Source organism: Pseudomonas sp. R4-84, from assembly GCF_054130985.1.
The window spans coordinates 2,555,312-2,578,873 of the sequence record NZ_CP096390.1; the positions used below are offsets into that span (position 1 = coordinate 2,555,312).

Genomic DNA, 23,562 nt, shown 5'->3' on the forward strand with positions numbered 1-23,562 from the left:
CTCACTGACCTCCCGCCAAGCGGCCCAATGGGGCCAGGCCGGAACTCAGCGAGCGGTTGATGGTGCCGGAAATGGCGCCGCCGCTACCGCCACCGTGTCCAGCGCTCATGCCCGGCATGCCGTTGGGATTGGTCACCACGTTGAGGCCTTGCACGCCGGTATTCGGATTGACCGTGTTGCGGATCGTCGAGCCGCTGGCAATGCCGGCGAATTCGCCGTCGCTGAGCTCAGTGCTCGCGGTTGCCTGGTTGATCCGATCGGAAGGGTTGGCGTTGACGGTGGTCGGGTAGGGGTCTTTGCCGCCGTTGCGACCGATATGGACGGGCTGCACGTCACGGTCGAGTACGATGACGCCGTTGCCCTCGGCTTGTGCCGGTAGGCTGAGCGTTGCCGCGGTGGCGCAGCCGAACAGCAACAGACAGGTCAAGCTCGTGTTGATAGTCCCCATGACTTCGTTCCTTCTGCACTTGGCGCTGGCCCTAGTCAGCGTTGCGAAGGAGCGGAGCAGGTGTTGTGCCGGATTTGGAAAAGCGCGGGTTTTCAGTAAGTTGCGGGAATGACCAGGCGAGCGTCAGGCAATCTGTTTCATCGATGAAACATGCCTGCCGACGGGCTACCGGCCACAGGCCACTGTTTGGCCCCGGAACCGGGGTTGGAAGAAGGTGTATCAGTGACTTGACAGTCAGGCTGCCAAACCCTTGAGGCGGCGGTGGATCCGCGTTTGGCGAGAGCGGGATGTATCAGGGATGAAACATCACGCTTGGAGCAACCGGGAGACGGCAGCCAGAACTTGCTCGCGGCGCTGCGCCCAGTCACCTTCGATTTTCAGGAAGGGTTGCCGGTGGCGAACCAGCCAGTCTTCAATGGCATCAAAAAAAATCACCCGTTCGGCGAGGGCAGGCTGACAGCGCAAACCGTCGCCGATCCATTCGACCTGTTCGGGGCTGAGGAGCAGGTGTAAGTCGTAATGGCGTGCCAGCAGGGCCGGTTCGAGCCAGGCCGGGCAGTCGCCGAACAGCGTCTGGCTCCAGAGGATATTGCTCAACAGGTGCGTGTCGAGGATCAACAAGGCCGGTTGTCGCGCCCGGGCCGCATCTTCCCAGGCCAGTTGCCCCGTGGCGATAGCGGTAATGTCGTCCAGGGACGTCTCGCGTTGGGTCTGTTCCATGAAGTGGCGCACGTATTCATCCACCCGCACGCCGCCGAAATAAGTCTGCAACTGGGCCGCCAACCAGCTCTTGCCGCTGGATTCCGGACCGGTCAGCACCACCACCTTCATGTGCGCAGCGCCGGGTCGGCACGCCATTCCCGCCAGCCTTGCACCGCCAGCAGGGTAAACAGGGCGTAAAGGGCGGCGGTCAGGTACAGATCCTTGTAGATGAACAAACCCACGAAAGTCACGTCGAGGACAATCCACAACGGCCAGCACTGCACGCGTTTCTGTGCCATCCACCACTGGGCAACCAAGCTGAACCCGGTGAGCGCCGCGTCGAGCCAGGGTTGCGCGGCGTCGGTCCAATGGGCCATCGCACCGCCCAACATCAAGCTACCCGCCGCACCGATGGCAAGGCCGAGCCACACCGACGGCGCGCCCAGGCGAGTGACTTGGCGTCCCTCGTGATCGCGCCCGGCGCGGGTCCACTGCCACCAGCCATACAGCTGCAGAACCGCGTAGACCACCTGCAACAACATGTCGGAATAAAGCTTCACTTCGAAGAAAATCCAGCTGTACAGCAGCACCATGACCAGGCCGATCGGCCAGCACCAGGGGTTCTGCTTGACGGTCAACCAGACAGCGATCACGCCGAGGGCTGCGGCAAACAGTTCAAGCCCGGACATGGCGATTCCTTGGGGAAGTCGGAGAGGGCGGGGATTGTAAACGCTATGGGGCGCAGAGCTCCAACTTCAGCGGTTAATGCATTGGTGCTATCGCGAGCAAGCTCACAAGGGATTACGGTGTAAATCCGCACTCCAGATCATCTCGCAACCCTGTGGGAGCGAGCTTGCTCGCGATGGCGCCGGGTCAGCTGGCATCCATGTTGGATGTGCTAGCGCATCGCGAGCAGGATGCATCTCAGACCCGGAACTGCTTGAGCAACCCGTTCAGCTGTTCGCTCAAGTCTTTCAGGCGCGCGCTCGCCAGGCTCGACTGCTCGGCGGCCACGGCGGTGCTGTGGGAGAGGCCGGCGGCCTGGGTGACGTTCTGGTTGATGTCTTCCACCACATGGGCCTGTTGAAGAGTGGCGCTGGCGATGGAAGCGTTCAGGCTGTTGAGGTTGCGCAAGGCTTGGCCGATGGCGTTGAGGCTGGCACCGGCCAGGCCCGCTTGTTCGATGGTCAACTGCGAGGCCCGGCTGCTGTCGCTGATGACTTTCACCGCGGCTTCGGAGTGGTTTTGCAGGCGTTCGATCATGGCCTGGATTTCCGCCGTGGATTTCTGCGTGCGCTGGGCCAGCAGACGCACTTCGTCGGCCACCACGGCAAAGCCGCGGCCTTGTTCGCCGGCGCGGGCGGCTTCGATCGCGGCGTTGAGCGCCAGCAGGTTGGTTTGTTCGGCGATGGAGCGAATCACCTCCAGCACGCTGCCGATCTGGGTGCTTTCACTCGCCAGGGTGCGAATCACTTCCACGGCCTGGTCGATGGTCTGCGAAAGCCGGTCGATCTGTTGCAGGCTGCCGTCGATGTTGACCTGGCCTTGCTGGGCCTGGGATTCGGCGTCGCGCATTTCGCTGGCGGCATGTTCAGCGTTCTTGGCGACGTCCTGCACGCCATAGGTCACTTCGTTGATGGCGGTCGCCACCAGTTCCATCTGTTGGGATTGCTGCTGGCTGCGCTGCTGGGCCTGCGCGGCGTCGTTGCCCAGCTCGCTGGATGATTGCCCCAGCGCACTGGCGGAGATCTGCAACTGGCCCACGACTTGCCGCAGTTTTGCGGTAAAGGCGTTGAAGTGTCGCGCCAACTGGGTGACTTCGTCCTGACCGTGGGTGTCGAGGGTGCGGGTCAGGTCGCTTTCACCGCTGGCGATGTTGGCCATGGCGTTTACGGTGTCCTGAAGCGGACGGACGATGCTGCGCACGATCAGCGTCAGCAGCAGGCCCATGACCAAGGTAATCGCCAAACCGATCAACGCGGCCTTGATCACCTGGGACTGGAATTCTGCCTGGACGTCATCCACATACACACCGGAGCCAATGATCCAGCCCCACGGTTCGAACAGTTTGACGTAGGACGTCTTGCCGACCGGCGCGTCGGCGCCCGGCTTGGGCCAGAGGTAGTCGACCATCCCGGCGCCCTTGGCCTTGGCGATGGTGACCATCTCGTTGAACAGCGCAAACCCGTTGGGGTCGCGGATCGCCGAGAGATTCTGGCCTTCGAGTTTGGGATTGGTGGGGTGCATGACCATGACCGGCGTCAGGTCGTTGATCCAGAAGTAGTCGTTCTGGTCATAGCGCAGCCCGCGGACCGCGCTGAGGGCCTGCTTCTGCGCCGCATCGCGCGTCAGCGTGCCGGCGGTTTCCAGGCCATGGTAGTAGCTCAACACACCGCTGGCGGTCTGGACCACGTGTTGGGTCTTCTGCACCTTGGCCTGATACAGGTCCGTGTGGATCTGCTTGAGCATAAACGCGCCCAGCGTGAACAACATCACGATGGCCACGACCAGGATGAGCCACAAGCGTCGGCTGATCGATACACTGCGCAAGCTATTCATACGCTGTCACTCCGGTTCTTATTCTTGTCATTTTTAACGACGGCCGGCACTTTAACGCTCGGCAGGTACGCGTGATGGACCTGGGTCATGACGCGGCAGCGTTATCAGGGCTTGTCTGATAGGATTTCGGCCCCGCAGCGCAAAACCTGAGCCGGTTCTGCTTTTTTCATTGGTTTTTTTTGCAAGGTCGCGGTTATCGTGCAGCCCGCTGCGCTCGCCGCGTAATGTTTGAATATAGATAAGGCCTGGATAGACAGGCTTTTTTTTGGGGGATGAATGGATTTGTGGACTGCCTTTTCGGCATTGATTCTTGGCGTGGTAGAGGGCCTGACGGAGTTTCTGCCGATTTCCAGCACGGGGCACCAGATAGTTGTTGCGGATTTGCTCGGGTTTGGTGGCGAACGTTCGATGGCGTTCAACATCATCATCCAGCTCGGCGCGATCCTGGCGGTGGTCTGGGAGTTTCGGCGCAAGATTTTTGATGTGGTGTTGGGCCTGCCGACCCAGCCCGGCGCCCGTCGATTCACCGCCAACCTACTGATTGCCTTCTTTCCCGCGGTGATATTGGGCGTGCTGCTTGCCGACTGGATCCATCATTACCTGTTCAACGCCATTACCGTTGCGACGGCGCTGGTAGTGGGTGGGTTGGTGATGCTGTGGGCCGAGAAGCGCCAGCACACGGTGCACGCCGAAACCGTCGATGACATGACATGGAAGGACGCCCTGAAAGTCGGCCTGGCCCAGTGCATCGCGATGATTCCCGGCACCTCCCGCTCCGGGGCAACCATCATCGGCGGGCTGCTGTTCGGCCTGTCGCGCAGGACCGCCACGGAATTCTCTTTTTTCCTGGCGATGCCGACCATGGTCGGCGCGGCGGTTTACTCCGGCTATAAATACCGCGAATTGTTCGTTCCAGCGGATTTCCCCGTGTTTGCCATCGGCTTCATCACCGCGTTCATCTTCGCCATGATCGCGGTCAAGGGCCTGCTGCGCTTCATCGCCAGCCACAGCTATGCAGTCTTCGCCTGGTATCGGATTGCGTTCGGCCTGTTGATCCTGGCGACCTGGCAGTTTGGCTGGGTGGACTGGACAGCGGCCAAGCCATGAACGATTCAGGCCGGCGCGGCGCGCGTCACACCAGCGGGGCCGTGCAGAACCTGCGGCTCAAGCTGGGCGTGTTCGCGCTGCTGTGCGCCTTGCCGCTCGCGGGTTCGCTACTGCTGGGGCTGCAAGGCGAGTCCTGGGTGCCGATGACAGCTTACGGCCTCGTCAGTGTCGTGGCGTTTTTGCTCTACTGGAGCGATAAGCGCAAGGCGCGTTCGGACGCCTGGCGCACGCCGGAAAATGTGTTGCACGCCGTCGAGCTGGCCGGTGGCTGGCCCGGTGCGTTGCTGGCTCAACAGGTGTTTCGCCACAAGACCCGTAAGGTTTCGTTTCAGGTGGTGTTCTGGTTCGTCGTGTTATTGCACCAGGGGTTCTGGGTGGATCAGTTGTTCCTGGGTGGGCATCTGCTGGCGTTGTTCTAGGACGCTACAGCAACAACCCAACCTGCGTCCGCTTCGGCAATTTGCTGACCACCAGTTGATGGGAGCGTTGCAGCAACCCCCGCAATTCGTCATCGCCCAGCGGGTAGGGCACGTTCATGATGATCCACTGCGCCCGGGCCAGATAAGGCGCGGGGTGAATGCCGGGCCGGTCGCAGTGGCCTAGAAACAGGTCCTTGTCGACCTTGAACGCCAACGAATCACTGCGCAGGCCCTGCAAGGCGAACATCTTGTTTCCAGCGATGGAAAATACCCGCACGCCGCCCCACTTGTAGTCTTCCCTGACCCCAGGCAGGCCCAGGCAAAACCGTGCGACATCCTCTTCGCTCAAGCTCATAGCGTTTTCTCTCCACATTGTTCAAACGCCGCCACCAAATGATCGATCCAGGCGCGCACCGCCGGCAGCATACCGCGCCGGTGAGGATAAACCGCCAAGAGCCAGCCATCGGGGGATGACCAGCCAGGCAACAACTCCACCAACCTGCCGTCGCGCAATTCCTCTTCGCAATACATGCTCGGCAGCAGGGTAAAGCCCAGGCCGGCGAGGGCGCAGGCGCGGCGCACGATGAAATCATCGATGCCCAAGCGCGCTTCCAAGGCCAGTTCGGTGCTTTGACCACGGCGGTCGAGCAGGCGCAGGTGAACCTGTCGATCTGCTTCCAACGCCCCCAGCACCGGCAGTTGCCGTAGATCCTCCGGGGTTTCGATTCGCCGCCCCTCGGTAAAGGCGGGGCTGGCGACCATGATCAACCGGGCCTGGCGCAAGCGGCGGGTCATCAACAGTGGGTCCTCGTCACCCAGGTCTCTCACCCGCAGCGCCACGTCGATGCCTTCGCTGACCAGGTCCACCCGCCGATTGAGCAGAATCATCTCCAGTTGGACCTGCGGGTATTTCGCCAGGAAAGTTTCGATGATCGATGGCAAAAACTGGTGCGCCAATCCCACCGGGCTCGACACCCGCAGCCGTCCACGGGGCTCGCTGGACATGCTCGCCACGGCCTCGTCGGCCATCTCCGCTTCCAGCAACATCGCCTGGCAGTGGCGAAGGTAGCGTTCACCCACGGCGGTCAGCTTCAGTTGGCGAGTCGTACGTTGCAACAGGCGAGCATTGAGACGCTCTTCCAGCTCGGCTATACGCCGTGACAGCCGCGACTTCGGTATGCCGAGCAAGCGCCCGGCCGCCGCGAAGCCGCCGGCCTCGACCACCTTGGCGAAGTAATAAAGATCGTTGAGGTCCTGCATGGCCAGCTCGATTGTCCTGTCAGTGGAACAAACTATCGCATTGTTGGTATCTTATCGGCTATTGGTTTCATCGATAGGATTGTTCTCAATTGATCGCCTGGTCGCGATCCTCACTTGGAGAGCACTCACATGAAACTGTTGCACATCGATTCGAGCATCCTCGGCGACAACTCCGCTTCGCGCCAATTGAGCCGTGAACTGGTCCAGGCTTGGACAGCCGCCGAGCCGGGCATCACCGTCACTTACCGCGACCTGGCGACCGATGCCATCAGCCACTTTTCCGCCCAGACGCTGGTCGCCGCCGGCACCAGCGCTGAGCTGCGCGATGCTGCCCTCAAGCACGAAGCCGACCTCAGCGCATCGACCATGGCCGAATTCCTTGCGGCAGACGCCGTCGTGATTGCAGCCCCGATGTACAACTTCAGCATTCCGACCCAGCTCAAGGCCTGGATCGACCGCATCGCCGTGGCTGGTCAGACGTTCCGCTACACCGAAGCCGGCCCCGAAGGCCTATGCGGCGGCAAGAAGCTGGTAATCGTCTCGACCTCCGGCGGCCTGCATGCCGGGCAACCAAGTGGCGTAGGCCATGAGGACTACCTGAAGCAAATGTTCGGGTTCCTGGGCATCACCGACATCGAATTCGTCCGCGCCGAAGGCTTGGCCTACGGTGATGACATGCGAAGCAAAGCGATAAGCGAAGCCAAGCTGCAGATCGGCCAGCAATTCGCTGCCGCGTAAGGCTTGCGTAAAGGCGCCAGGCGCTTCGGGCAACCTTTGCAAAACCCTGTATTCTCGTCGTCATGAAGCGGCTGGAATACGGGGTTTTTTCGTATGTCGGCGCTGGGTTGGATGGCGCAGGTTATGCACGGCCAGAACGCTAACGACGGGGCCTTCCCCGTGCGTGCGAAGGTGGAAGATTCGATGACACGTGTTGGTGCAGCATTACTGCTTTGTCTGTTTGCCAGCCTCGGTCCGGTGCAGGCCGCGCCGGCGCCGCATCCGCATTGGAGTGCCGGTTTCCATGAGTTGGATTTTCTCGATCCGCTGGACCAGCAGCCGATGCATGCCATCGCGTTCTATCCGTCCACCGCCAAGGATCAGTCCAGCTCCCTGGACGGCTATCAGATCGACGCGGCGCCGGATGCCCAGATCGCCATCGGCCGGTTTCCATTGCTCATGCTCTCCCACGGCAACACCGGCACGCCCTTGGCCCTGCATGACCTGGCCACCTCGCTGGCGCGCAAGGGGTTCGTGGTGGTAGCGGTGATACATCCGGGGGACAACGCCCAGGATCACAGCCGACTCGGTACTTTAAGCAATTTGTACGGGCGGCCGATCCAGATCTCCGAAGCCATCACCGCAACGTTGAACGACCCCATGCTATCGCCATTCGTCAATGCCGGACAGGTGGGCGTGATCGGTTATTCGGCCGGCGGTGAAACCGCCTTGATTCTTTCCGGCGCCACGCCAGACCTCAATCGCCTGCGGCGCTATTGCCAGGAACGGCCCGATGACCGTGACGCCTGCAATACCCAGGGTGAGCTGATTGCCGATCGCGATGACCTGTCACCAGTGGCTGATCCCAGGGTTCGCGCATTGTTGCTGATGGCGCCATTGAGCCTGAAATTCGGCCGTCACACGTTGGCCGACGTCCATGTGCCGGTGCTGCTCTACAGTGGCGACGGCGACAAACTGGTGGCGTTCGACAAGAACGCCGCGGCCCTGGCGCGCAAGCTGCCCACCGCGCCGGACTTCAAGACATTGGCCGGGGCCGGCCACTTCGTCTTCATGGCCCCATGCACCGACGAGCAGATCGCGGCAATGCCGGCGCTGTGTACCGATGCCGATGGGGTCGATCGCAAGGACATCCACCGCACCATGATTTCCGAGGCCAGTCGCTTCTTCAGCCAGGCACTGGGCAAGCCGACCCGCGCGGGCATGAGGACGGCCGATCAGTGATCGCTACGCTCGGCCCGCCGGCGCAGCAGTAGCGCCAGGCCCAGGCCGATAAGCGACAACAAGGCCGCGAAGAAAAAGATCGACGAGTAGCCGAGGTTCAACGCCACCGCGCCCATCAGTGGGCCGGCAATCGCCAATGCCAGGTCGAAGAACACCGCATAGGCGCTCAACCCGGCACCTCGGCTGCTGTTGGGCACCTGCTTGATGGCTTCCACGCCCAACGCCGGATAGACCAGCGACAAGCCGAAACCGGCCAGGCCCGCGCCCACCAGGGCAAACGCGGTGGAGGGGGCGAGCCAGAGCATTACCAGCCCCACGGTCTCGATGCTCATGCAGACAATGGCCGAGCTGAAGCCACCGAAACGGGCGATGCTGGAAATGAACAATAGCCGCGACAGGATGAAGCAGATGCCGAAGACCGTCAGGCACCACGCCGCGCCGGTCCACCCGCGGCTGACATAGAACAGCGTAATGAAGGTGGTGAGCGTGCCGTAGCCGATCGAGGCCAGGCACAGGCTCGCGCCAAAGGGCGAAATGCGCCCGAACACGGCCCAGAAGGGTAGGCGCTCGCCACGCACGACCGGTACCGACGGCTTGTTGCGAATCAGCAGCAGCGCCATGCCGGCCAACAAGGACAAGGCGATGCCCAGGCTGTCGAAGCCGAGGCTGCCGACCATCACCACCCCCAGCGGCGCACCGATGGCGATGGCACCGTAGGAAGCAATCCCATTCCATGAAATCGAGCGTGCGGTGTGCTCCACGCCGACCTGGCCCATGCACCAACTGATCGTCCCGACACCGATCAGCCCTTGGGCGACCCCCAAGAGCAAACGTCCCGCGATCAGGATCACCAGGCTTGGTAGCGGGAAATCCTGCAGCAATGTCGAGATCAGCGTCAGCACGCCGCTGAGCAGAATCCCTAGCAAACCATACACGATGGCCCGCTTGGTCCCGACGCTGTCCGACAGCCTTCCGGCCATGGGGCGGCTGAGCAGGGTCGCCAGGTATTGCGAGCCGATGGTCAGCCCCGCGATGACGGCGCTGAAGCCCAATTGATCGTGGACATAGCCTGGCAACACGGCGATGGGCAGGCCGATGCAAAGAAAGGCGATAAAGGTGTAGAAAACGATGGAGACGATCTGCAGGGTGATCGACAAGGAGCTGGGAGCGGGCTGGGCTGTTGGCATGGTGGCTCGTTCGCGGGCAGCGGCAGGAGTGCTTCATCATGGCGCGTGGCGGGGAGAAAAGGAAGCTGGCTAACGGTTGTTGAGCGGGATGACTGTGCCAACGCCATCGCGAGCAGGCTCGCTCCCACAGTGTTTGGGTGTATTTGAGCCCTGGGGCAGGCCACGAGTGCCCCGTGGGAGATTCTAGCTTGCTCGCGATGGCGGTGGGTCAGGCAGTGGGATGCTGGCAGGAGTGGCCATTTAGCGAGCAGGCTCGCTCCCACCGGTTTTTGGGTTTAGAACGAAAAAGCCCCGTCACATGGACAGGGCTTTCGCTTGCAGCTTGAGGCTTACGGCTTGTGGCTGTTCTTAGAACATCACGCCCTGGCTGCGCAGGTAGTCATCGTAGGTGCCGCTGAAGTCGACCACGCCATCGGCGCTCAGCTCGATGATGCGGGTCGCCAGGGACGATACGAATTCGCGGTCGTGGCTGACGAAGATCAACGTGCCTGGGTAGTTCTCCAGCGCCAGGTTCAGCGCTTCGATGGATTCCATGTCCAAGTGGTTGGTCGGTTCGTCCATCACCAGTACGTTCGGCTTTTGCAGGATCAGCTTGCCAAACAGCATGCGGCCCTGTTCACCACCGGAGATGACTTTGACCGACTTGAGGATCTCATCGTTGGAAAACAGCATGCGACCCAGGGTGCCACGGATTATCTGTTCGCCCTGAGTCCACTGGCCCATCCAGTCGAACAAACTGACGTCGTCCTCGAAGTCGTGGGCGTGGTCCTGGGCGTAGTAGCCCAGTTCCGCGCTTTCGGTCCATTTGACCGAGCCGGCGTCCGGTGTCAGCTCGCCCATCAAGGTACGGAGCAGGGTGGTCTTGCCGATGCCGTTGGGGCCGATGATCGCCACGCGCTCGCCGGCTTCGACGGTGAAGCTGAAGTTCTTGAACAGCGTCTTGCCGTCGAAGCCCTTGGACATGCGCTCGATGGTCACGGCCTGGCGGTGCAGCTTCTTGGTCTGTTCGAAGCGGATGAACGGGCTGACGCGACTCGATGGCTTGACCTCGGCCAGCTGGATCTTGTCGATCTGCTTGGCGCGGGAAGTGGCCTGCTTGGCTTTCGAGGCGTTGGCCGAGAACCGGCTGACGAACGTCTGCAATTCGGCGATCTGGGCTTTCTTCTTGGCGTTGTCCGACAGCAACTGCTCGCGGGACTGGGTGGCCGCGATCATGTATTCGTCGTAGTTGCCTGGGAACAGGCGCAGCTCACCGTAGTCCAGGTCGGCCATGTGGGTGCAGACGCTGTTGAGGAAGTGCCGGTCGTGGGAAATGATGATCATGGTGCTGTTACGCGCCGTGAGGATGTTTTCCAGCCAACGGATGGTGTTGATGTCCAGGTGGTTGGTCGGTTCGTCGAGCAACAGCACTTCCGGATCGGAGAACAATGCCTGGGCGAGCAACACACGCAGCTTCCAGCCTGGGGCGACTTCGGTCATCGGGCCGAAATGCTGTTCCAGGGGAATGCCCAGGCCCAGCAGCAGTTCACCGGCGCGGGATTCGGCGGTGTAGCCGTCCATCTCGGCGAACTCGGTTTCGAGCTCGGCCACGGCCATGCCGTCTTCTTCGGTCATCTCCGGCAGCGAATAAATGCGGTCGCGCTCGGCCTTGACCTTCCACAGCTCTTCGTGGCCCATGATCACGGTATCGATCACGGTGAATTGCTCGTAGGCGAACTGGTCCTGGCGCAGTTTACCCAGGCGCACGTTCGGCTCCAGCATCACCTGGCCGCCGGATGGCTCGAGGTCGCCGCCGAGGATTTTCATGAAGGTCGACTTACCGCAACCGTTGGCACCGATCAGGCCGTAGCGGTTACCCGCGCCAAATTTGACAGAGACGTTTTCGAACAGCGGCTTGGCGCCGAACTGCATCGTGATGTTAGCTGTAGAAATCAAAGGTTTATCCTGCGGAACATTCAGAGTAGCTAAGGGTGCGGCAGTACCTGTTCAGTACCTGTTTGCGCCGATCCGCACCGCGCTGGAAGCTTCGCGGTCGCAAGCGCAAGGGTCCATCCGGCATAAGAGGACAGCTGCATACGGAGCGCCTCGCCCGAATGGATAGGCGCCGAGGTCGGTTTTCCGGCATCGGCCAAAAGGGGGCGCGTGATATTGGGCGGCGATTGTACTGATCTGGACGCGTTAACGATAGGGTATTGCCCGGGCGAGACAGTTTTTCACAACTGAGGATAACTTTCAGTTACAAAGTCTGGCTAAAATGCCATCTCACTCGACGCCCTCTACCTCGCCGCTTGGCTGGCCAGGAGACGCCGCCTGTCAACTCTTGCATTGTGACGGACTCCGTGAAGCTCATCATCGTTGCGATCTATATCCTCTCCATCGGCTATGTGCATCTGCGTGGGCGCGTGCGGCATAAGCTCGGACGCCAGCTGAGCGACCACTCGTCCTTCCTCGCGCCGGTCAATTGCCTGCTCTACCTGTGCTCGAAATTCCCCAACAAGCCGTTCCTCAGCCCAGGCGAGTTCCCGGACCTGAGCCCGTTGCAGGCCCATTGGGAAGAAATTCGCGCCGAGGGTCAGAACCTGTTGCAAGCAGGCGAGATCAAGCGCTCGAACCAATATGACGACGTGGGCTTCAACTCCTTTTTCAAAACCGGTTGGAAGCGTTTCTATCTCAAGTGGTATGGCGACAGCCATCCGTCGGCCATGAAGCTGTGCCCACGCACCACCGAGCTGGTGCAGGGCATCGGATCGATCAAGGCGGCCATGTTCGCTGAACTGCCGCCGGGCTCGAAACTGGTCCGACATCGTGATCCGTACGCCGGCTCCTATCGCTACCACCTGGGCCTGCAGACGCCCAATGATGCCGGTTGCTACATCGATGTCGACGGCCAGTCGTATCACTGGCGGGACGGCGAGGCGGTCATATTCGACGAGACGTTCATCCATTACGCCGAAAACACGACGCCAGATAACCGCATCATCTTGTTCTGCGACGTGGAACGGCCCATGAAGTACCGTTGGGCCACGGCGTTCAACCGTTGGTTCAGCCGTACCGTGATGTCCGCCGCTGGAGCGCCGAACGATGCCGGTGACAAGACTGGCGGCCTGAACCGGGCGTTTTCACGGTTGTACAAGATTCGTCTGCAAGGCAAAGCGCTGAAGAAACGCAACCGCAAGTTGTACTACTTGCAGAAATGGGCGTTCTTCGGCGCTCTGCTGGCTATTTTCGTCTGGATCTGAAAGGTTCAGGAACCGGGCTTTTCAGCCTCCAGCTGTGTCCACATCCTGGTGGTGATCCGCTGGCGATGGCTATAACCTTCCCACGGATCGGCGCCCAGGCCCTTGGCCCGTTCCAGCGCCGTCTGGATGTCCCATTGCTGGGCGTTGCGCAGGCCGTCCAGTTCGTCCCGTGCTATCGGGACCGAAACCGGCAGGCCTGGTCTTGCGCGCACCGAGTAGGCGGCCACGGTGCTGGCGCCACGGGCGTTGCGCAGATAGTCGACAAACACCTTGCCCACTCGGTTCTTCGGCCCCATGGTCGCGGTGATTCGTTGCGGCATCTGCCGGGTCAGGAATTGTGAGATGGCCTTGGCGAAGGCTTTGGTGACATCCCACCCCTCGCTGCGCGCCATCGGCACGATGACGTGCATGCCTTTGCCACCGCTGGTCTTGAGAAATCCTTGCAAGCCCAGTTCGTCAAGCACCGACAAGGTCATGCGTGTCGCTTCCAGCATGGCGCTCCAGGGCAGCGACGGGTCGGGGTCCAGGTCCAGGACGAACAGGTCGGGTGTCTCGATCCGGTCATGGGTCGCCGTCCAGGTGTGCAACTCCACCGCACCCATCTGCGCGGCGCCGACCAGCGCATGGACGCTGTCGATCTCCATCAGCGCTGCATGGCCTGGGTCCAGGTCCGGGTCCAGCTGTTTGATATGAGGGATCTCCAGGCGGTCGGCATGTTTCTGGAAGAACAGTTCTTCGCCGATCCCCTCCGGTGCCCGCACAAGCGCGACCGGGCGCAACTTGAGGTGGGGCAGGATCCACGGCGCGATGTCCAGGTAGTATTGCGCCAGCTCTGCTTTTTGCACGCCGCTGACGCTGTCGACGACGCGGTCGGGGTGGGTGATCACCACGCCGTCGACCTTGGCGGCGTTGGCCTTGGTCCGACGCTTGGGCTTGGGGGCCGCCGCTTTTATCGGCATGGGTTGTTCGCGCACAACGCGACTGGCTTGCCCGTCGCCCGGTAGCTCAAGGAATACCGCCTGGCGGGCCAGGCCGTCGCCGGTCCATTCAGCGAATTCGACTTCGCAGACTTGCGTCGGCTCGACCCAATGCACGCCGCGTGCCTGTGCGCCGCTGAGCGGTTTGTCCAGCGGTGAGGTTTCGCGCTCCTGGGCGCAGAGTTGTTCATGCAGTTGCTTGAGTTGGGACTGGCTGAAGCCCGTGCCGACCCGACCGGCGTACACCAGCCCCGACGGCCCGTTGACCGCCAGCAACAGTGCGCCAAAACCGCTGCGTTTGCCTTGCGGGCGGGTGAACCCCACGATAACGAAGCACTGGCGCAGCCGACATTTGAGCTTGACCCAATCGGGATTGCGGCCGGAGACATAGGGGCTGCCCAGGCGCTTGCCGACCACACTGTCCAAGGAAAGGGCGGTGGCACTTTCGAAGATGTCGTGTTGGCTGGCGGAGAATGCCTCGGAAAACCGCAGGCGCTTGCTGGTGTTGTTCTTCAGGGCGTTCTTGAGTGCGGCGCGGCGTTCTTCCAACGGCTGTTGGCGCAGGTCGATCCCATTGAGAAACGGCGCGTCGAAAAGAAAGTAGACCATGTCGACGCTACGACCGATCTCGAAGGCCTGGCGCAGGGCAGGGAAGTCGGAATGGCCGGTGTCGTCGAGCAGCACCAGTTCCCCATCGAGCCAACAGTCACCCAGGTCCAGCTTCGCCAGGGCGTCGGCGTGCAGCCTGAGCCGTTCGGTCCAGTCCGTGTGGCTGCGATTCAACAGGCGTACTTCGCCGTTCTCGATTCGCGCCAGGAGTCGATACCCGTGGAACTGGACTTCATAACGCCATTCACCCGCCGGTGGGTGCTCCACCGGCGTGGCCAACGGTGGTGACAGACGTTCCGGGAGCCGGCCGTTGTCCACCTGTTCGCCCCGTCGGGCACGGGTACGAGTCGTTATTGGGTCCGCTTCCACATCGGACAGACGGGCAGATTCACTCTCGGCCTTGGCCATGACAGATTCCCTTGTATTGCAGGCGCCCGGGGTTTAGCCCTGGGAGGCCTTGGTGGCTTTTTTAGCTGGAGCGGATTTACGCGTCTTGATCGATTTTGCCGCAGTCTTTTCGGCTGGTTTTTCCGGGGCCTTGCCCTTGCCGCCAAGGCTGCGCTTGAGCAGTTCGGTAAGGTCGATGACGTCGGCGGTCTTGCGCTGTTCTTCGCCAGGGTCGGTTTCCACCGCTTCGAGCCGGCCTTCGGTGGCCTTTTTCTCCACCAGCTCCATGATTTTTTCCTGGAAACTGTCGCGGTACTCCTGGGGCTCCCAGTCACCACTCATGTCTTGCACCAGGCGTTTGGCCATCTCCAGTTCGCCTTTCGCCAACGTGGGGTTGGTCACTTCGTCGCCCAGTTCCAGTACATCGAGTTCGCGGACTTCGGCAGGCCAGCGCAGCATCACCAGCACCAGGGCCGATTCCAGCGGCATGAGCGCCGCCAGGTGCTGGCGGGTATGAAGCACCACATTCGCCAGGGCGACTTTGTTGGTCTTGAGCAGGGTCTCGCGCAGCAGCGCATAGACCTTGCCGCCTCGCTTGTCCGGCGCCAGAAAATAAGGCTTGTCGATGTTCTGTAGCGGGATCTTCTCGCTGTCGACAAAAGAGAAAATGTCGATGGTCTGGGTGGACTTGGGGTGGGCTGCGCGAATTTCCTCCTCGCTGATCAGCACGTATTGACCCTTCTGGTACTGCACGCCTTTGACGATGTCATCCTTGGTCACTTCCTTGCCGGTGACCTTGTTGACACGCTTGTACCCCACCGGATCCATGCTGCGTTTGTCCAGCCAGTCGAAATCCACGCCTTGGGACGCTGTGGCCGACACCAGCGCCACGGGAATGTGGACCAGTCCGAAACTGATTGCGCCTTTCCAGATTGCCCGTGCCATGGTGCATTTTTCCTTACCGGTGAGTGGTCTCTCTGGTGACCCCACTGGCTTGGGAAAAGTTTCCGCCGGGCGCCGGCTGGCTGCGGTTGACGTCCATGGGAGGACGCAGGCGGAGATGCCTCGTTACATCTTCAGTGGGATATTTCGCTTAACAACAACGAACCTGCGGCGTAGCGTGCTTTCGATATGCCGGTATCGTCTCGTGTTGCAGGGAGGTTTCCATGAACAGGCGGGTGCTCGCCTTGATAGCGCTTTTCATGAGCGCCACGGCCCAGGCCGTTACCCCGGTCACCGGGCCCGTGTTGCTAGCGCAGAACGTGCCAGGCAACAACAATCCGTACAACAGCCCGATCCGCCGGGCCAACCCCAACAGCATGCAGGGCACCCAGCCCAACGTGCCAACCATTCGCAGCAACCCGACGGTGCCGGTGCCGCGGCCCCCGACCCTGGAAAATGGCGGTATCGGCAACGGCTATCCTCGGGCTGGCTCGCCAGCCGGTTCGCCACGGCCGACGATCGAATCTCCGACACCCCCCAGGAACACGAACAACGGCAATCGCTGAGGCGCCGTCCTGATCCACGTCACCACAGAAGGAAGTGTGCATGTTGCGTAAAACATTCCGGGCCACCCTGTTTGCCAGCGCCATGGTGGTCCTCGCCACGCCGGTCTTCGCCGCGCAAGTCCAGGCATTGAAGAGCGAGGAGGGCACCCTCGAAGTCACGACGGTAGCCAGGGGGCTCGAGCACCCTTGGTCCGTGGCGTTCCTGCCTGACCAGCAAGGCATGCTGGTGACGGAGCGCGCCGGCAACCTGCGGTGGGTTAGCACCGATGGAAGATTGTCTGCACCGCTGAACGGTGTTCCGCAGGTCTGGGCCAAGGGGCAGGGCGGTTTGCTGGATGTGGTGCTGTCTCCGGACTTCAAGCAGGACCGCACGATCTACCTGTCCTACGCCGAGGCCGGGGAGGACGGCAAGGCCGGCACTGCCGTGGGCCGGGGGCAATTGTCCAAGGACTTGAAAAGCCTTGACGGCTTCGACGTGATTTTCCGACAGCAGCCCAAGCTCTCCACTGGCAACCACTTCGGTTCCCGCCTGGTGTTCGACCGGGATGGCTATCTCTTCATTACGCTTGGGGAGAACAACGACCGTGCCACCGCCCAGGACCTGGACAAGCTGCAGGGCAAGATCGTGCGGGTCTACCCCGACGGCAAGGTGCCTGACGACAACCCCTTCGTCGGCCAGAAAAACGTACGCCCGGAGATCTGGTCATACGGCATTCGTAACCCCCAAGGCGCTGCGCTGAACCCCTGGAACGGCACGTTGTGGGAAAACGAGCACGGTCCCAAGGGTGGTGACGAGATGAACATCATCGAGCGAGGCAAGAACTATGGCTGGCCGTTGGCGACCCATGGCGACAACTATTCCGGCGCGCCGATTCCCGAGGCCCAGGGCAAGACTGTCGAAGGCACCGTAGGGCCGCACCACGTCTGGCAGGTATCGCCGGGGCTCAGCGGCATGGCGTTCTACGACAACGATCGTTTCAAGCCTTGGCAGCGCAACGCGTTTATCGGCGCGCTGGTGTCCAAGGACCTGATTCGCCTGGAGTTCGAAGGTGACAAGGTCGTTCATGAAGAGCGCTTGCTGGGAGAGCTCAAGGAGCGCATCCGCGATGTTCGCCAGGGCCCGGATGGTTTCCTCTACGTATTGACGGACGAAGATGACGGCGCGTTGTACAAGGTCGGACTGAAGTAATCGCGATGCGATGAAACTAAAGTTGTGGCGAGGGGATTCACCCCTTCGCCACAAGATTGCAGCGACTTGATTTCCGTTGACTTACCGCTTCGTCGCGGCTAATTTCCAGCCATGACTTCCACCGTATTGCGCAGCCAGCCAAGCATTATTACCGCCATTCCTGATTGGCGGGCTAGCTGACGGCTGCACCGAACCCGCCCTAGAGGCGGGTTTTTTCTTTCTGTCTCCAGGGCTTCTTCAGAACCAGGAGACCGCCATGACCCCGACCAGTGCCGAGCTGGATTTGCTGGAACAGTATGTAAAAAGGATCCTTGCCGCCCCGGTCTACGAGCTGGCGGTGGCCACACCGTTGCAGGCGGCACCCGCGCTATCCCAGGCCCTCGGCAATCAGATCCTGCTCAAGCGTGAAGATCTGCAGCCGACCTTTTCCTTCAAGATCCGCGGTGCTTACAACAAGTTGGTGCAACTGACCCCGGAGCAGCGCAGCCGTGGGGTCATCACCGCCTCGGCGGGCAATCATGCCCAGGGCGTGGCGCTGGCGGCGCGGGAGCTGGGCATTTCGGCCTGCATTGTGATGCCGCAAACCACGCCGCAGTTGAAAGTCGCGGGTGTACGCAGCCGAGGTGCCGAGGCGTTGTTGCACGGTGAAAGTTTCCCGTTTGCCTTGGCGTTCGCGTTGGAACTGGCTCGCCGTAGCGGGCGGGAGTTCGTTTCGCCGTTCGACGATCCGGATGTTATCGCCGGGCAGGGAACCGTTGCGATGGAGATCCTGCGCCAGCACCCAGGCCGATTGGACGCGATTTTCGTTCCAGTGGGCGGCGCAGGGCTGATCGCCGGGGTGGCGGCGTACGTCAAATATCTACGCCCCGAAGTCCGCATCATCGGCGTTGAATCAGAACACTCCGCCTGTCTTCAAGCCGCGCTGGCAGCGGATGCGCGGGTGACGCTCCCCAGCGTGGGCACTTTTGCCGATGGTGTGGCGGTGGCGCAGATCGGCGCCCACGGTTTCGATATCTGTCGCTTCTGTGTCGATGATGTGATCACCGTGACCAATGACCAGCTCTGCTCGGCGATCAGAGATATTTATGACGATACACGTTCGATCACCGAGCCCTCCGGTGCACTGGCGGTAGCGGGAATCAAGCAACACGTGGCGCAAAGCGGAGCGCAAGGGCAAACGTTCGTTGCTATCGATTCTGGCGCCAACATCAACTTCGACAGCTTGCGCCACGTGGCGGAACGTGCTGCCGTGGAAATCGCTTGATGTTGAACCGTCAGGCGAACTTTTTTGAATCAGCCGACGGACGCCCGGCCATGAAGTCGAAACAGTGGCTACTCTGAGCGTGGCAAGTCGAACTGACTGATTGCAGTTTGCATGGAAGAAAGGCCCTCGCCATGCATTTTGCACGGTCCTTCCAGGGGCATTACTGGCTAAATCATTGATTTGTAACAGTCTGGAAGTATTCAGATATGGGCATATTAATTGCGGGTAAATACAGGAGCCCGATCTACGGGCCCCAACACCAGAAAACGCCAAAATGAACGAACGGCACGGCATTCACAGTCCAGTCCGCAGGGAAGAAACGGACGAAAATACCGCCGTCGTGAACATGAATTGGCTGGCTCAACAGGAGAGAGTTGCCATGTTTTTATCTGCCCTCGAAATGCGAAACATCATCGAAAGCAGCCTGCTGCCCAAGCGGTCGCAATGCACCTTGTCACCGGACTTGTCCATGACCGTCAAGATCTACGACGATCATGAAACCGATCGCGTAGCACTGGTCAAGAGCGACATCGATGCCACCAAGCTCACGGGCTGCCGGGCGATCAATGATCTGATTGCCGAGCTGCGTACTGAACTGGATCACGGTCACGGTTCAGGCAATTATTTTCATCAGCAGCACCGAATGAACGGGCGCTAGCCCCAGCCCAACCTAAGCAAGCCTGACGCCCGGGTCCGATGTGTTCGAACCCGGCGTCGAGTCATTCCTTTCTAATCAAGCTGCTGGCGGTACGGCAAATCCGGTCCGGTTTTGGCGCAGGTCAACGCAGCAGCGCGCATCGCGAAGTCGAGCATCTTGCCGATTTGCCCAGCGTCCAGCGAATGCAAACCCTCCACATTATCCAATCGCTGTTCGGTCAGCCAAGCGATCAACGCCGCCTGGAACGTATCGCCTGCGCCCACCGTGTCGGCTATCTCGACTGGGCGAGCGGGCAACGACCATACGCCATGCTGACGGCTGAACACCGTCGCGCCCTGGCCCCCACGGGTCAGGAACGCCAGTTGGCAGCGGTGTTCCAGCCAACCCGCGATGACATCCTGTGGATCGCGGTCGGGATAAAGAAGGCTCAAGTCCTCGTCACTGACTTTGATCAGGTCGGCGTACGGCACCAGTGTCGCTATTCGCGAGCGCCAGAGCTCGATATCCGGTTGCGGGTTGAGCCGCACGTTCGGGTCCAGGCTGATCAGGCGTTTGCCGCTCTCGCGTTGCACGAGCGCCAGCAATGTATCGCCAACGGGTTGCACCACGAGGGAAAACGAGCCGACGTGCAAACCGCGCACCTCCGGGCCCAGGGTCGGCAGATGGTCGAGGCTCAGTTGGCGGTCCGCGCAGCCTTCGCCACGGAAGCTGTAATGCGGCGAGCCGTTGGCCCCGACAGCTACCATCGCCAAGGTCGTTGGCACATCGAAGTCGTGGGTGAACCGGGTGCTGACGCCTTCGTCGACCAGCACTTGGTGCAGACGACGACCCAGATAGTCGGCGGAAAGCCCGGTAAACAGCGCTGATTCGACCCCCAACCGCCGCAGCCCCACCGCCACGTTGAAGGGCGAGCCGCCGGCAATCGCTTTGTAATTCACTTGGGAAGCCGGGGTTCGTGCTTCATTTGCGCTGAAGAAATCAAACAGCGCTTCACCACACACCAAATACATAATTGCCTGCTCTCAAAGGGTTGCGACGTGTTGCCGGTAACGTTCGTAGGCGTGTTGCGACGCCGCGACATGCTCGGTGACGGGGCGGGTTTCGCTGGCCGGGTCGAGCGTGACGCAGCGTTCGCACAGATCGGCCAGGGGTTCTTGTGCGCCGCCATGGCACCATGCAGCCTGGATTGCCCCACCCAGGGCCGCCGCCTCGCTCTGCTCGGTGCAGATGACGGTGGTGTCCATGATATCCGCGACGATCTGCCGCCAGACCGCGCTCTTCGAGCCGCCGCCGATCAGGCGGATGCTCTGGGCCTTGAGGCCATTGGCACGCAACAGGTCCAGGCCGTAGCGCAGGCCGAATGTCGTGCCTTCGACCACCGCGCGGCACAGGTTGGCCCGGCTCAGGTTGGTGGTCGTCAGGCCCAGCAGGGCGCCAGTGGCGTGGGGCAGGGCGGGGACACGTTCACCGTTGAGGAATGGCAGCATGCAGACGCCCTCGGCGCCGATCGGTGCCTGGGATACCAGGGTGTTGAAGGTGTCGATGTCCAGGTCCAGCAGCTCGCGCACGGCCCCGGTGGCGTTGGTCAGGTTCATGGTGCAGATCAGCGGCAGCCAGCCGCCGCTGGAGGAACAAAAGGTCGCTACCGATGGCTGCGGACTGACGGTAGGCTCCGCTCCATAGGCGTACACGGTGCCGGAGGACCCGAGGCTCATGGTAATCACGCCGGGCTGGATGTTGCCGGTGCCGATGGCGCCCATCATGTTGTCTCCGCCACCGCTGGACACCACCGCCTCGGGGTTCAGCCCCAGGTGCGCGGCGATCTCCGGTAGGATCCTGCCGACAGGGTGGTGAGCCTCGATCAATTCGGGCAAAGCCGATTGCAGCCGGCCGCTGGGGTCGATATGCCGCAACAGCGCCACGTCCCATTGACGGGTGCGTACGTTGAAATAACCCGTACCCGAGGCGTCGCCATATTCGCTGCAATGGCGACCGGTGAGCCAGTGGTTGAGGAAGTCGTGGGGCAGCAGGACGCTGGCGATGCGCTCGAAGACCTGGGGGTGCTGCTCTTGGGTCCAGAGCAATTTGGATACCGTATAGCCCGGCGCGATCACAACGCCGAGGCGTTCGAGGCTGCCGCTTTCACCGCCCAGGTGCGCCAGCAGCCGATCGTTTTCCGGGGTGGTCTCGGTGTCGCACCAAAGCTTGGCCGGGCGCAGGACCTGGCCTTGGTCATCCAGCAGCACCAAGCCATGCTGCTGCCCGGACACGCCGATGCCGAGAATCGCCTGGCCATCGACCCCGGCGGCGGCCAATGCCTGGTGCGTCGCCTGGGTGAATGCGTCGAGCCACTGCTGGGGCTCTTGTTCACGGCGGCCGTTGGCACCGCTGATCATGCTGTGGGCCGCGGCGCCCAGGCCGAGTACCTGGCCGCTGGCCGCGTCGAGGATCAGCGCCTTGGTGCCTTGGGTGCCGCAGTCGATGCCCAGGAACAGTTGTTGGTTTGCCATGGAAATCCTCGGATCAGCATCAGATTATCGTCAGGGACATACAAAACCTGTGGCGAGGGAGAAAGCTCCCTCGCCACGAAAGGCGGGCCGTACCTAGTCTTGATCCGCCAGCACTCGCTCAAGCGTCCGCGTTACCCCATGCTCGCGCAAGCTGTTGCAACACCATTCGAAGGCTGCCACGAATTCAGGTGAGCGAGGTATAGCCGTGCCGAAGATTTCTTCTACTTCCAACATCCGCTGGGTCACCAGGGCATCGTCAGCCACCAGCGCCTGGCAGAAAGCCGCGCGAGGGTCGGGAATTGAATAGACCGCGCCATTTTCGTCCACACCCTTCAGATACACCGCCCAGGCCGCCACCACCAACGCCGCGCGGCGGGTCTCGCCGCCGTCGGCAATCAGGCGATTGAGGGTCGGTACGGTGAACTTCGGAAATTTCGACGAGCCATCCGAACACACCCGTTCCAGTTGGTCGGCGATGGCCTGGTTGGAGAAGCGCTCCACCAGGGTGTCCTTGTACAGCGTCAGATCGATGCCGGGTACGGGCGCCAGTTGGGGCGTGACGTCCAAGTCCATGTAGGCGCGGATGTAGCGCACGAACAACGGGTCGTTCATGGTTTCGTGGACGAAGCGATAACCCTTGAGGAAGCCCAGGTAGGTCAGGGCGAGATGGCTGCCGTTGAGCAGCTTGATCTTCATTTCTTCGTAAGGCGAAACGTCGTCGGTAAATTGCACGCCGACATTCTCCCAGGCCGGGCGACCGTTGACGAACTTGTCTTCCAATACCCACTGCACGAACGGCTCGCATACCACCGGCCAAGCGTCATCGATGCCATGCTCGTCATGCAACTGCAAGCGGTGGGCGCCACTGGTCATCGGGGTGATGCGGTCGACCATGGCGTTGGGGAAACTCACGTTGCGGTCAATCCATTGCCCCAGCGCCGGATCACGCAGCGCGGCGAAGGCCAGCAGCGCCTTGCGCGTCACCGCGCCGTTGTGGGGCAGGTTATCGCAAGACATCAAGGTAAACGCCGGCGTCCCCTCGGCGCGGCGCTTGGCCAGGGCTGCGCACAGAAATCCAAACACGGTCTTCGGCGCGTCGGGGTGGGCCAGGTCGTGCTGGATCTGCGGCAGGTGGGCCATGAACTCGCCGTTGCTGTCGTCGATGCAGTAGCCACCTTCGGTGATGGTCAGCGAGACGATGCGGATCTGCGGGTCGGCCAGTTTGTCGATCAATGCCTGGGCGCTGTCTTCGGCCAGCAGCATGTCGGTGATGGCACCGATCACCCGGACTTCGGTGTCGTCGGTGTCGCCCAGTTCATAGAGGGTGAACAGGAAATCCTGGCCGGCCAGGTCGTCCCGGGCGCGGCGATCTTCGGGGCGCAGGCCTACGCCGCAAATGGCCCAGTCGAGGCCTTCGCCGGTGTTCATCAATGCATCGGTGTAATACGCCTGGTGCGCACGGTGGAAGCCACCGACACCGATGTGGGCGATGCCTTGGCGCCGGTCGTCCAGGTTATAAGCGGGCAGGACGACCTCTGCGTTGAGGTTGTGCAGGTTCTGTCGGTTGAGTTTCATCGCAA

At 61.5% G+C, this 23,562-nt stretch carries 22 protein-coding genes; 9 read left to right on the forward strand and 13 right to left on the reverse strand.

What is annotated here, in order from left to right:
* Position 1: 1 nt before the first annotated feature.
* The 4 genes from M1D68_RS11745 to M1D68_RS11760 form a co-directional block, all read right to left on the reverse strand.
* A complete protein-coding gene (locus tag M1D68_RS11745) occupies positions 2–448 on the reverse strand; it encodes a hypothetical protein (protein WP_420766841.1) in 447 nt (148 codons plus the stop codon).
* Between the two features lie 306 nt (positions 449–754).
* Positions 755–1,279 carry an AAA family ATPase gene (locus M1D68_RS11750; RefSeq protein WP_420766842.1) on the reverse strand — a complete coding sequence of 175 codons (525 nt, stop codon included), beginning with the start codon at positions 1,277–1,279 and terminating at the stop codon, positions 755–757.
* Positions 1,276–1,839 (reverse strand): nicotinamide riboside transporter PnuC, encoded by a 564-nt coding sequence (pnuC, locus tag M1D68_RS11755; protein ID WP_420766843.1) that lies wholly within the window; start codon positions 1,837–1,839, stop codon positions 1,276–1,278. Before pnuC ends, M1D68_RS11750 begins: the two co-directional genes overlap by 4 nt.
* 235 nt (positions 1,840–2,074) lie before the next feature.
* A complete protein-coding gene (locus M1D68_RS11760) occupies positions 2,075–3,709 on the reverse strand; it encodes a methyl-accepting chemotaxis protein (protein ID WP_420766844.1) in 1,635 nt (544 codons plus the stop codon).
* A 276-nt stretch (positions 3,710–3,985) separates the two neighbouring features.
* On the opposite strand from M1D68_RS11760, the gene M1D68_RS11765 reads away from it, so the two are divergent.
* Both M1D68_RS11765 and M1D68_RS11770 read left to right on the forward strand, forming a co-directional pair.
* Entirely contained in the window at positions 3,986–4,816 is an 831-nt protein-coding gene (locus M1D68_RS11765; RefSeq protein WP_434563910.1) for an undecaprenyl-diphosphate phosphatase, read from the forward strand.
* The gene (locus M1D68_RS11770; protein WP_434563912.1) at positions 4,813–5,235 is read left to right on the forward strand and encodes a DUF1294 domain-containing protein; all 423 of its coding nucleotides are present in this window, start codon (positions 4,813–4,815) and stop codon (positions 5,233–5,235) included. Before M1D68_RS11765 ends, M1D68_RS11770 begins: the two co-directional genes overlap by 4 nt.
* Positions 5,236–5,239: 4 nt before the next feature.
* Here M1D68_RS11770 and M1D68_RS11775 read toward each other — a convergent pair whose 3' ends face one another.
* Positions 5,240–5,590 carry an MmcQ/YjbR family DNA-binding protein gene (locus M1D68_RS11775; protein ID WP_420766847.1) on the reverse strand — a complete coding sequence of 117 codons (351 nt, stop codon included), beginning with the start codon at positions 5,588–5,590 and terminating at the stop codon, positions 5,240–5,242.
* Positions 5,587–6,495 (reverse strand): LysR substrate-binding domain-containing protein, encoded by a 909-nt coding sequence (locus M1D68_RS11780; RefSeq protein WP_420766848.1) that lies wholly within the window; start codon positions 6,493–6,495, stop codon positions 5,587–5,589. Before M1D68_RS11780 ends, M1D68_RS11775 begins: the two co-directional genes overlap by 4 nt.
* 129 nt (positions 6,496–6,624) lie before the next feature.
* On the opposite strand from M1D68_RS11780, the gene M1D68_RS11785 reads away from it, so the two are divergent.
* Together M1D68_RS11785 and M1D68_RS11790 are read left to right on the forward strand one after the other, a co-directional pair.
* Entirely contained in the window at positions 6,625–7,233 is a 609-nt protein-coding gene (locus tag M1D68_RS11785; RefSeq protein WP_420766849.1) for an FMN-dependent NADH-azoreductase, read from the forward strand.
* 183 nt (positions 7,234–7,416) lie between these two features.
* Positions 7,417–8,454 (forward strand): alpha/beta hydrolase family protein, encoded by a 1,038-nt coding sequence (locus M1D68_RS11790; protein ID WP_457970452.1) that lies wholly within the window; start codon positions 7,417–7,419, stop codon positions 8,452–8,454.
* Here the strand turns inward: M1D68_RS11790 and M1D68_RS11795 are convergent.
* Positions 8,448–9,641 (reverse strand): MFS transporter, encoded by a 1,194-nt coding sequence (locus M1D68_RS11795; protein ID WP_420766851.1) that lies wholly within the window; start codon positions 9,639–9,641, stop codon positions 8,448–8,450. The two genes, M1D68_RS11790 and M1D68_RS11795, sit on opposite strands and share 7 nt — an antisense overlap.
* Before the next feature lie 348 nt (positions 9,642–9,989).
* Positions 9,990–11,576: an ABC-F family ATPase gene (locus M1D68_RS11800; RefSeq protein WP_249875015.1), complete on the reverse strand. Its 1,587-nt coding sequence runs from the start codon at positions 11,574–11,576 to the stop codon at positions 9,990–9,992.
* Positions 11,577–11,980: 404 nt separating this feature from the next.
* Here M1D68_RS11800 and lpxO point away from each other — a divergent pair, with 404 nt between their 5' ends.
* Positions 11,981–12,880 (forward strand): lipid A hydroxylase LpxO, encoded by a 900-nt coding sequence (lpxO, locus tag M1D68_RS11805; RefSeq protein ID WP_445571748.1) that lies wholly within the window; start codon positions 11,981–11,983, stop codon positions 12,878–12,880.
* A gap of 5 nt (positions 12,881–12,885) precedes the next feature.
* On the opposite strand, the gene ligD is transcribed toward lpxO, so the two are convergent.
* Positions 12,886–14,874 (reverse strand): DNA ligase D, encoded by a 1,989-nt coding sequence (gene ligD / locus M1D68_RS11810; RefSeq protein ID WP_457970454.1) that lies wholly within the window; start codon positions 14,872–14,874, stop codon positions 12,886–12,888.
* A gap of 33 nt (positions 14,875–14,907) precedes the next feature.
* The gene (gene ku, locus M1D68_RS11815; protein ID WP_457970456.1) at positions 14,908–15,798 is read right to left on the reverse strand and encodes a non-homologous end joining protein Ku; all 891 of its coding nucleotides are present in this window, start codon (positions 15,796–15,798) and stop codon (positions 14,908–14,910) included.
* Between the two features lie 221 nt (positions 15,799–16,019).
* On the opposite strand from ku, the gene M1D68_RS11820 reads away from it, so the two are divergent.
* From M1D68_RS11820 to M1D68_RS11835, 4 genes are all read left to right on the forward strand, one after another.
* Positions 16,020–16,361 (forward strand): hypothetical protein, encoded by a 342-nt coding sequence (locus M1D68_RS11820; RefSeq protein WP_420766856.1) that lies wholly within the window; start codon positions 16,020–16,022, stop codon positions 16,359–16,361.
* Between the two features lie 40 nt (positions 16,362–16,401).
* Positions 16,402–17,550 carry a PQQ-dependent sugar dehydrogenase gene (locus M1D68_RS11825; RefSeq protein WP_457970458.1) on the forward strand — a complete coding sequence of 383 codons (1,149 nt, stop codon included), beginning with the start codon at positions 16,402–16,404 and terminating at the stop codon, positions 17,548–17,550.
* A gap of 256 nt (positions 17,551–17,806) precedes the next feature.
* Positions 17,807–18,814 (forward strand): threonine ammonia-lyase, biosynthetic, encoded by a 1,008-nt coding sequence (gene ilvA / locus M1D68_RS11830; RefSeq protein ID WP_457970459.1) that lies wholly within the window; start codon positions 17,807–17,809, stop codon positions 18,812–18,814.
* 379 nt (positions 18,815–19,193) lie between these two features.
* The gene (locus M1D68_RS11835; RefSeq protein WP_420766886.1) at positions 19,194–19,472 is read left to right on the forward strand and encodes a DUF1652 domain-containing protein; all 279 of its coding nucleotides are present in this window, start codon (positions 19,194–19,196) and stop codon (positions 19,470–19,472) included.
* 71 nt (positions 19,473–19,543) lie between these two features.
* Here M1D68_RS11835 and M1D68_RS11840 read toward each other — a convergent pair whose 3' ends face one another.
* From M1D68_RS11840 to M1D68_RS11850, 3 genes are all read right to left on the reverse strand, one after another.
* Positions 19,544–20,482 (reverse strand): carbohydrate kinase family protein, encoded by a 939-nt coding sequence (locus M1D68_RS11840; RefSeq protein WP_457970460.1) that lies wholly within the window; start codon positions 20,480–20,482, stop codon positions 19,544–19,546.
* 12 nt (positions 20,483–20,494) lie between these two features.
* The gene (xylB, locus tag M1D68_RS11845) at positions 20,495–21,982 is read right to left on the reverse strand and encodes a xylulokinase (protein WP_457970461.1); all 1,488 of its coding nucleotides are present in this window, start codon (positions 21,980–21,982) and stop codon (positions 20,495–20,497) included.
* Positions 21,983–22,075: 93 nt separating this feature from the next.
* Positions 22,076–23,557: a mannitol dehydrogenase family protein gene (locus tag M1D68_RS11850; protein WP_434563926.1), complete on the reverse strand. Its 1,482-nt coding sequence runs from the start codon at positions 23,555–23,557 to the stop codon at positions 22,076–22,078.
* Between the last annotated feature and the right edge of the window lie 5 nt (positions 23,558–23,562).

Coding starts and splice junctions, on each gene's coding strand:
- M1D68_RS11745 (WP_420766841.1), bottom strand. CDS start 448: ATGGGGACTATCAACACGAGCTTGACCTGTCTGTTGCTGTTCGGCTGC.
- M1D68_RS11750 (WP_420766842.1), bottom strand. CDS start 1,279: ATGAAGGTGGTGGTGCTGACCGGTCCGGAATCCAGCGGCAAGAGCTGG.
- pnuC (WP_420766843.1), bottom strand. CDS start 1,839: ATGTCCGGGCTTGAACTGTTTGCCGCAGCCCTCGGCGTGATCGCTGTC.
- M1D68_RS11760 (WP_420766844.1), bottom strand. CDS start 3,709: ATGAATAGCTTGCGCAGTGTATCGATCAGCCGACGCTTGTGGCTCATC.
- M1D68_RS11765 (WP_434563910.1), top strand. CDS start 3,986: ATGGATTTGTGGACTGCCTTTTCGGCATTGATTCTTGGCGTGGTAGAG.
- M1D68_RS11770 (WP_434563912.1), top strand. CDS start 4,813: ATGAACGATTCAGGCCGGCGCGGCGCGCGTCACACCAGCGGGGCCGTG.
- M1D68_RS11775 (WP_420766847.1), bottom strand. CDS start 5,590: ATGAGCTTGAGCGAAGAGGATGTCGCACGGTTTTGCCTGGGCCTGCCT.
- M1D68_RS11780 (WP_420766848.1), bottom strand. CDS start 6,495: ATGCAGGACCTCAACGATCTTTATTACTTCGCCAAGGTGGTCGAGGCC.
- M1D68_RS11785 (WP_420766849.1), top strand. CDS start 6,625: ATGAAACTGTTGCACATCGATTCGAGCATCCTCGGCGACAACTCCGCT.
- M1D68_RS11790 (WP_457970452.1), top strand. CDS start 7,417: ATGACACGTGTTGGTGCAGCATTACTGCTTTGTCTGTTTGCCAGCCTC.
- M1D68_RS11795 (WP_420766851.1), bottom strand. CDS start 9,641: ATGCCAACAGCCCAGCCCGCTCCCAGCTCCTTGTCGATCACCCTGCAG.
- ligD (WP_457970454.1), bottom strand. CDS start 14,874: ATGGCCAAGGCCGAGAGTGAATCTGCCCGTCTGTCCGATGTGGAAGCG.
- ku (WP_457970456.1), bottom strand. CDS start 15,798: ATGGCACGGGCAATCTGGAAAGGCGCAATCAGTTTCGGACTGGTCCAC.
- M1D68_RS11820 (WP_420766856.1), top strand. CDS start 16,020: ATGAACAGGCGGGTGCTCGCCTTGATAGCGCTTTTCATGAGCGCCACG.
- M1D68_RS11825 (WP_457970458.1), top strand. CDS start 16,402: ATGTTGCGTAAAACATTCCGGGCCACCCTGTTTGCCAGCGCCATGGTG.
- ilvA (WP_457970459.1), top strand. CDS start 17,807: ATGACCCCGACCAGTGCCGAGCTGGATTTGCTGGAACAGTATGTAAAA.
- M1D68_RS11835 (WP_420766886.1), top strand. CDS start 19,194: ATGTTTTTATCTGCCCTCGAAATGCGAAACATCATCGAAAGCAGCCTG.
- M1D68_RS11840 (WP_457970460.1), bottom strand. CDS start 20,482: ATGTATTTGGTGTGTGGTGAAGCGCTGTTTGATTTCTTCAGCGCAAAT.
- xylB (WP_457970461.1), bottom strand. CDS start 21,982: ATGGCAAACCAACAACTGTTCCTGGGCATCGACTGCGGCACCCAAGGC.
- M1D68_RS11850 (WP_434563926.1), bottom strand. CDS start 23,557: ATGAAACTCAACCGACAGAACCTGCACAACCTCAACGCAGAGGTCGTC.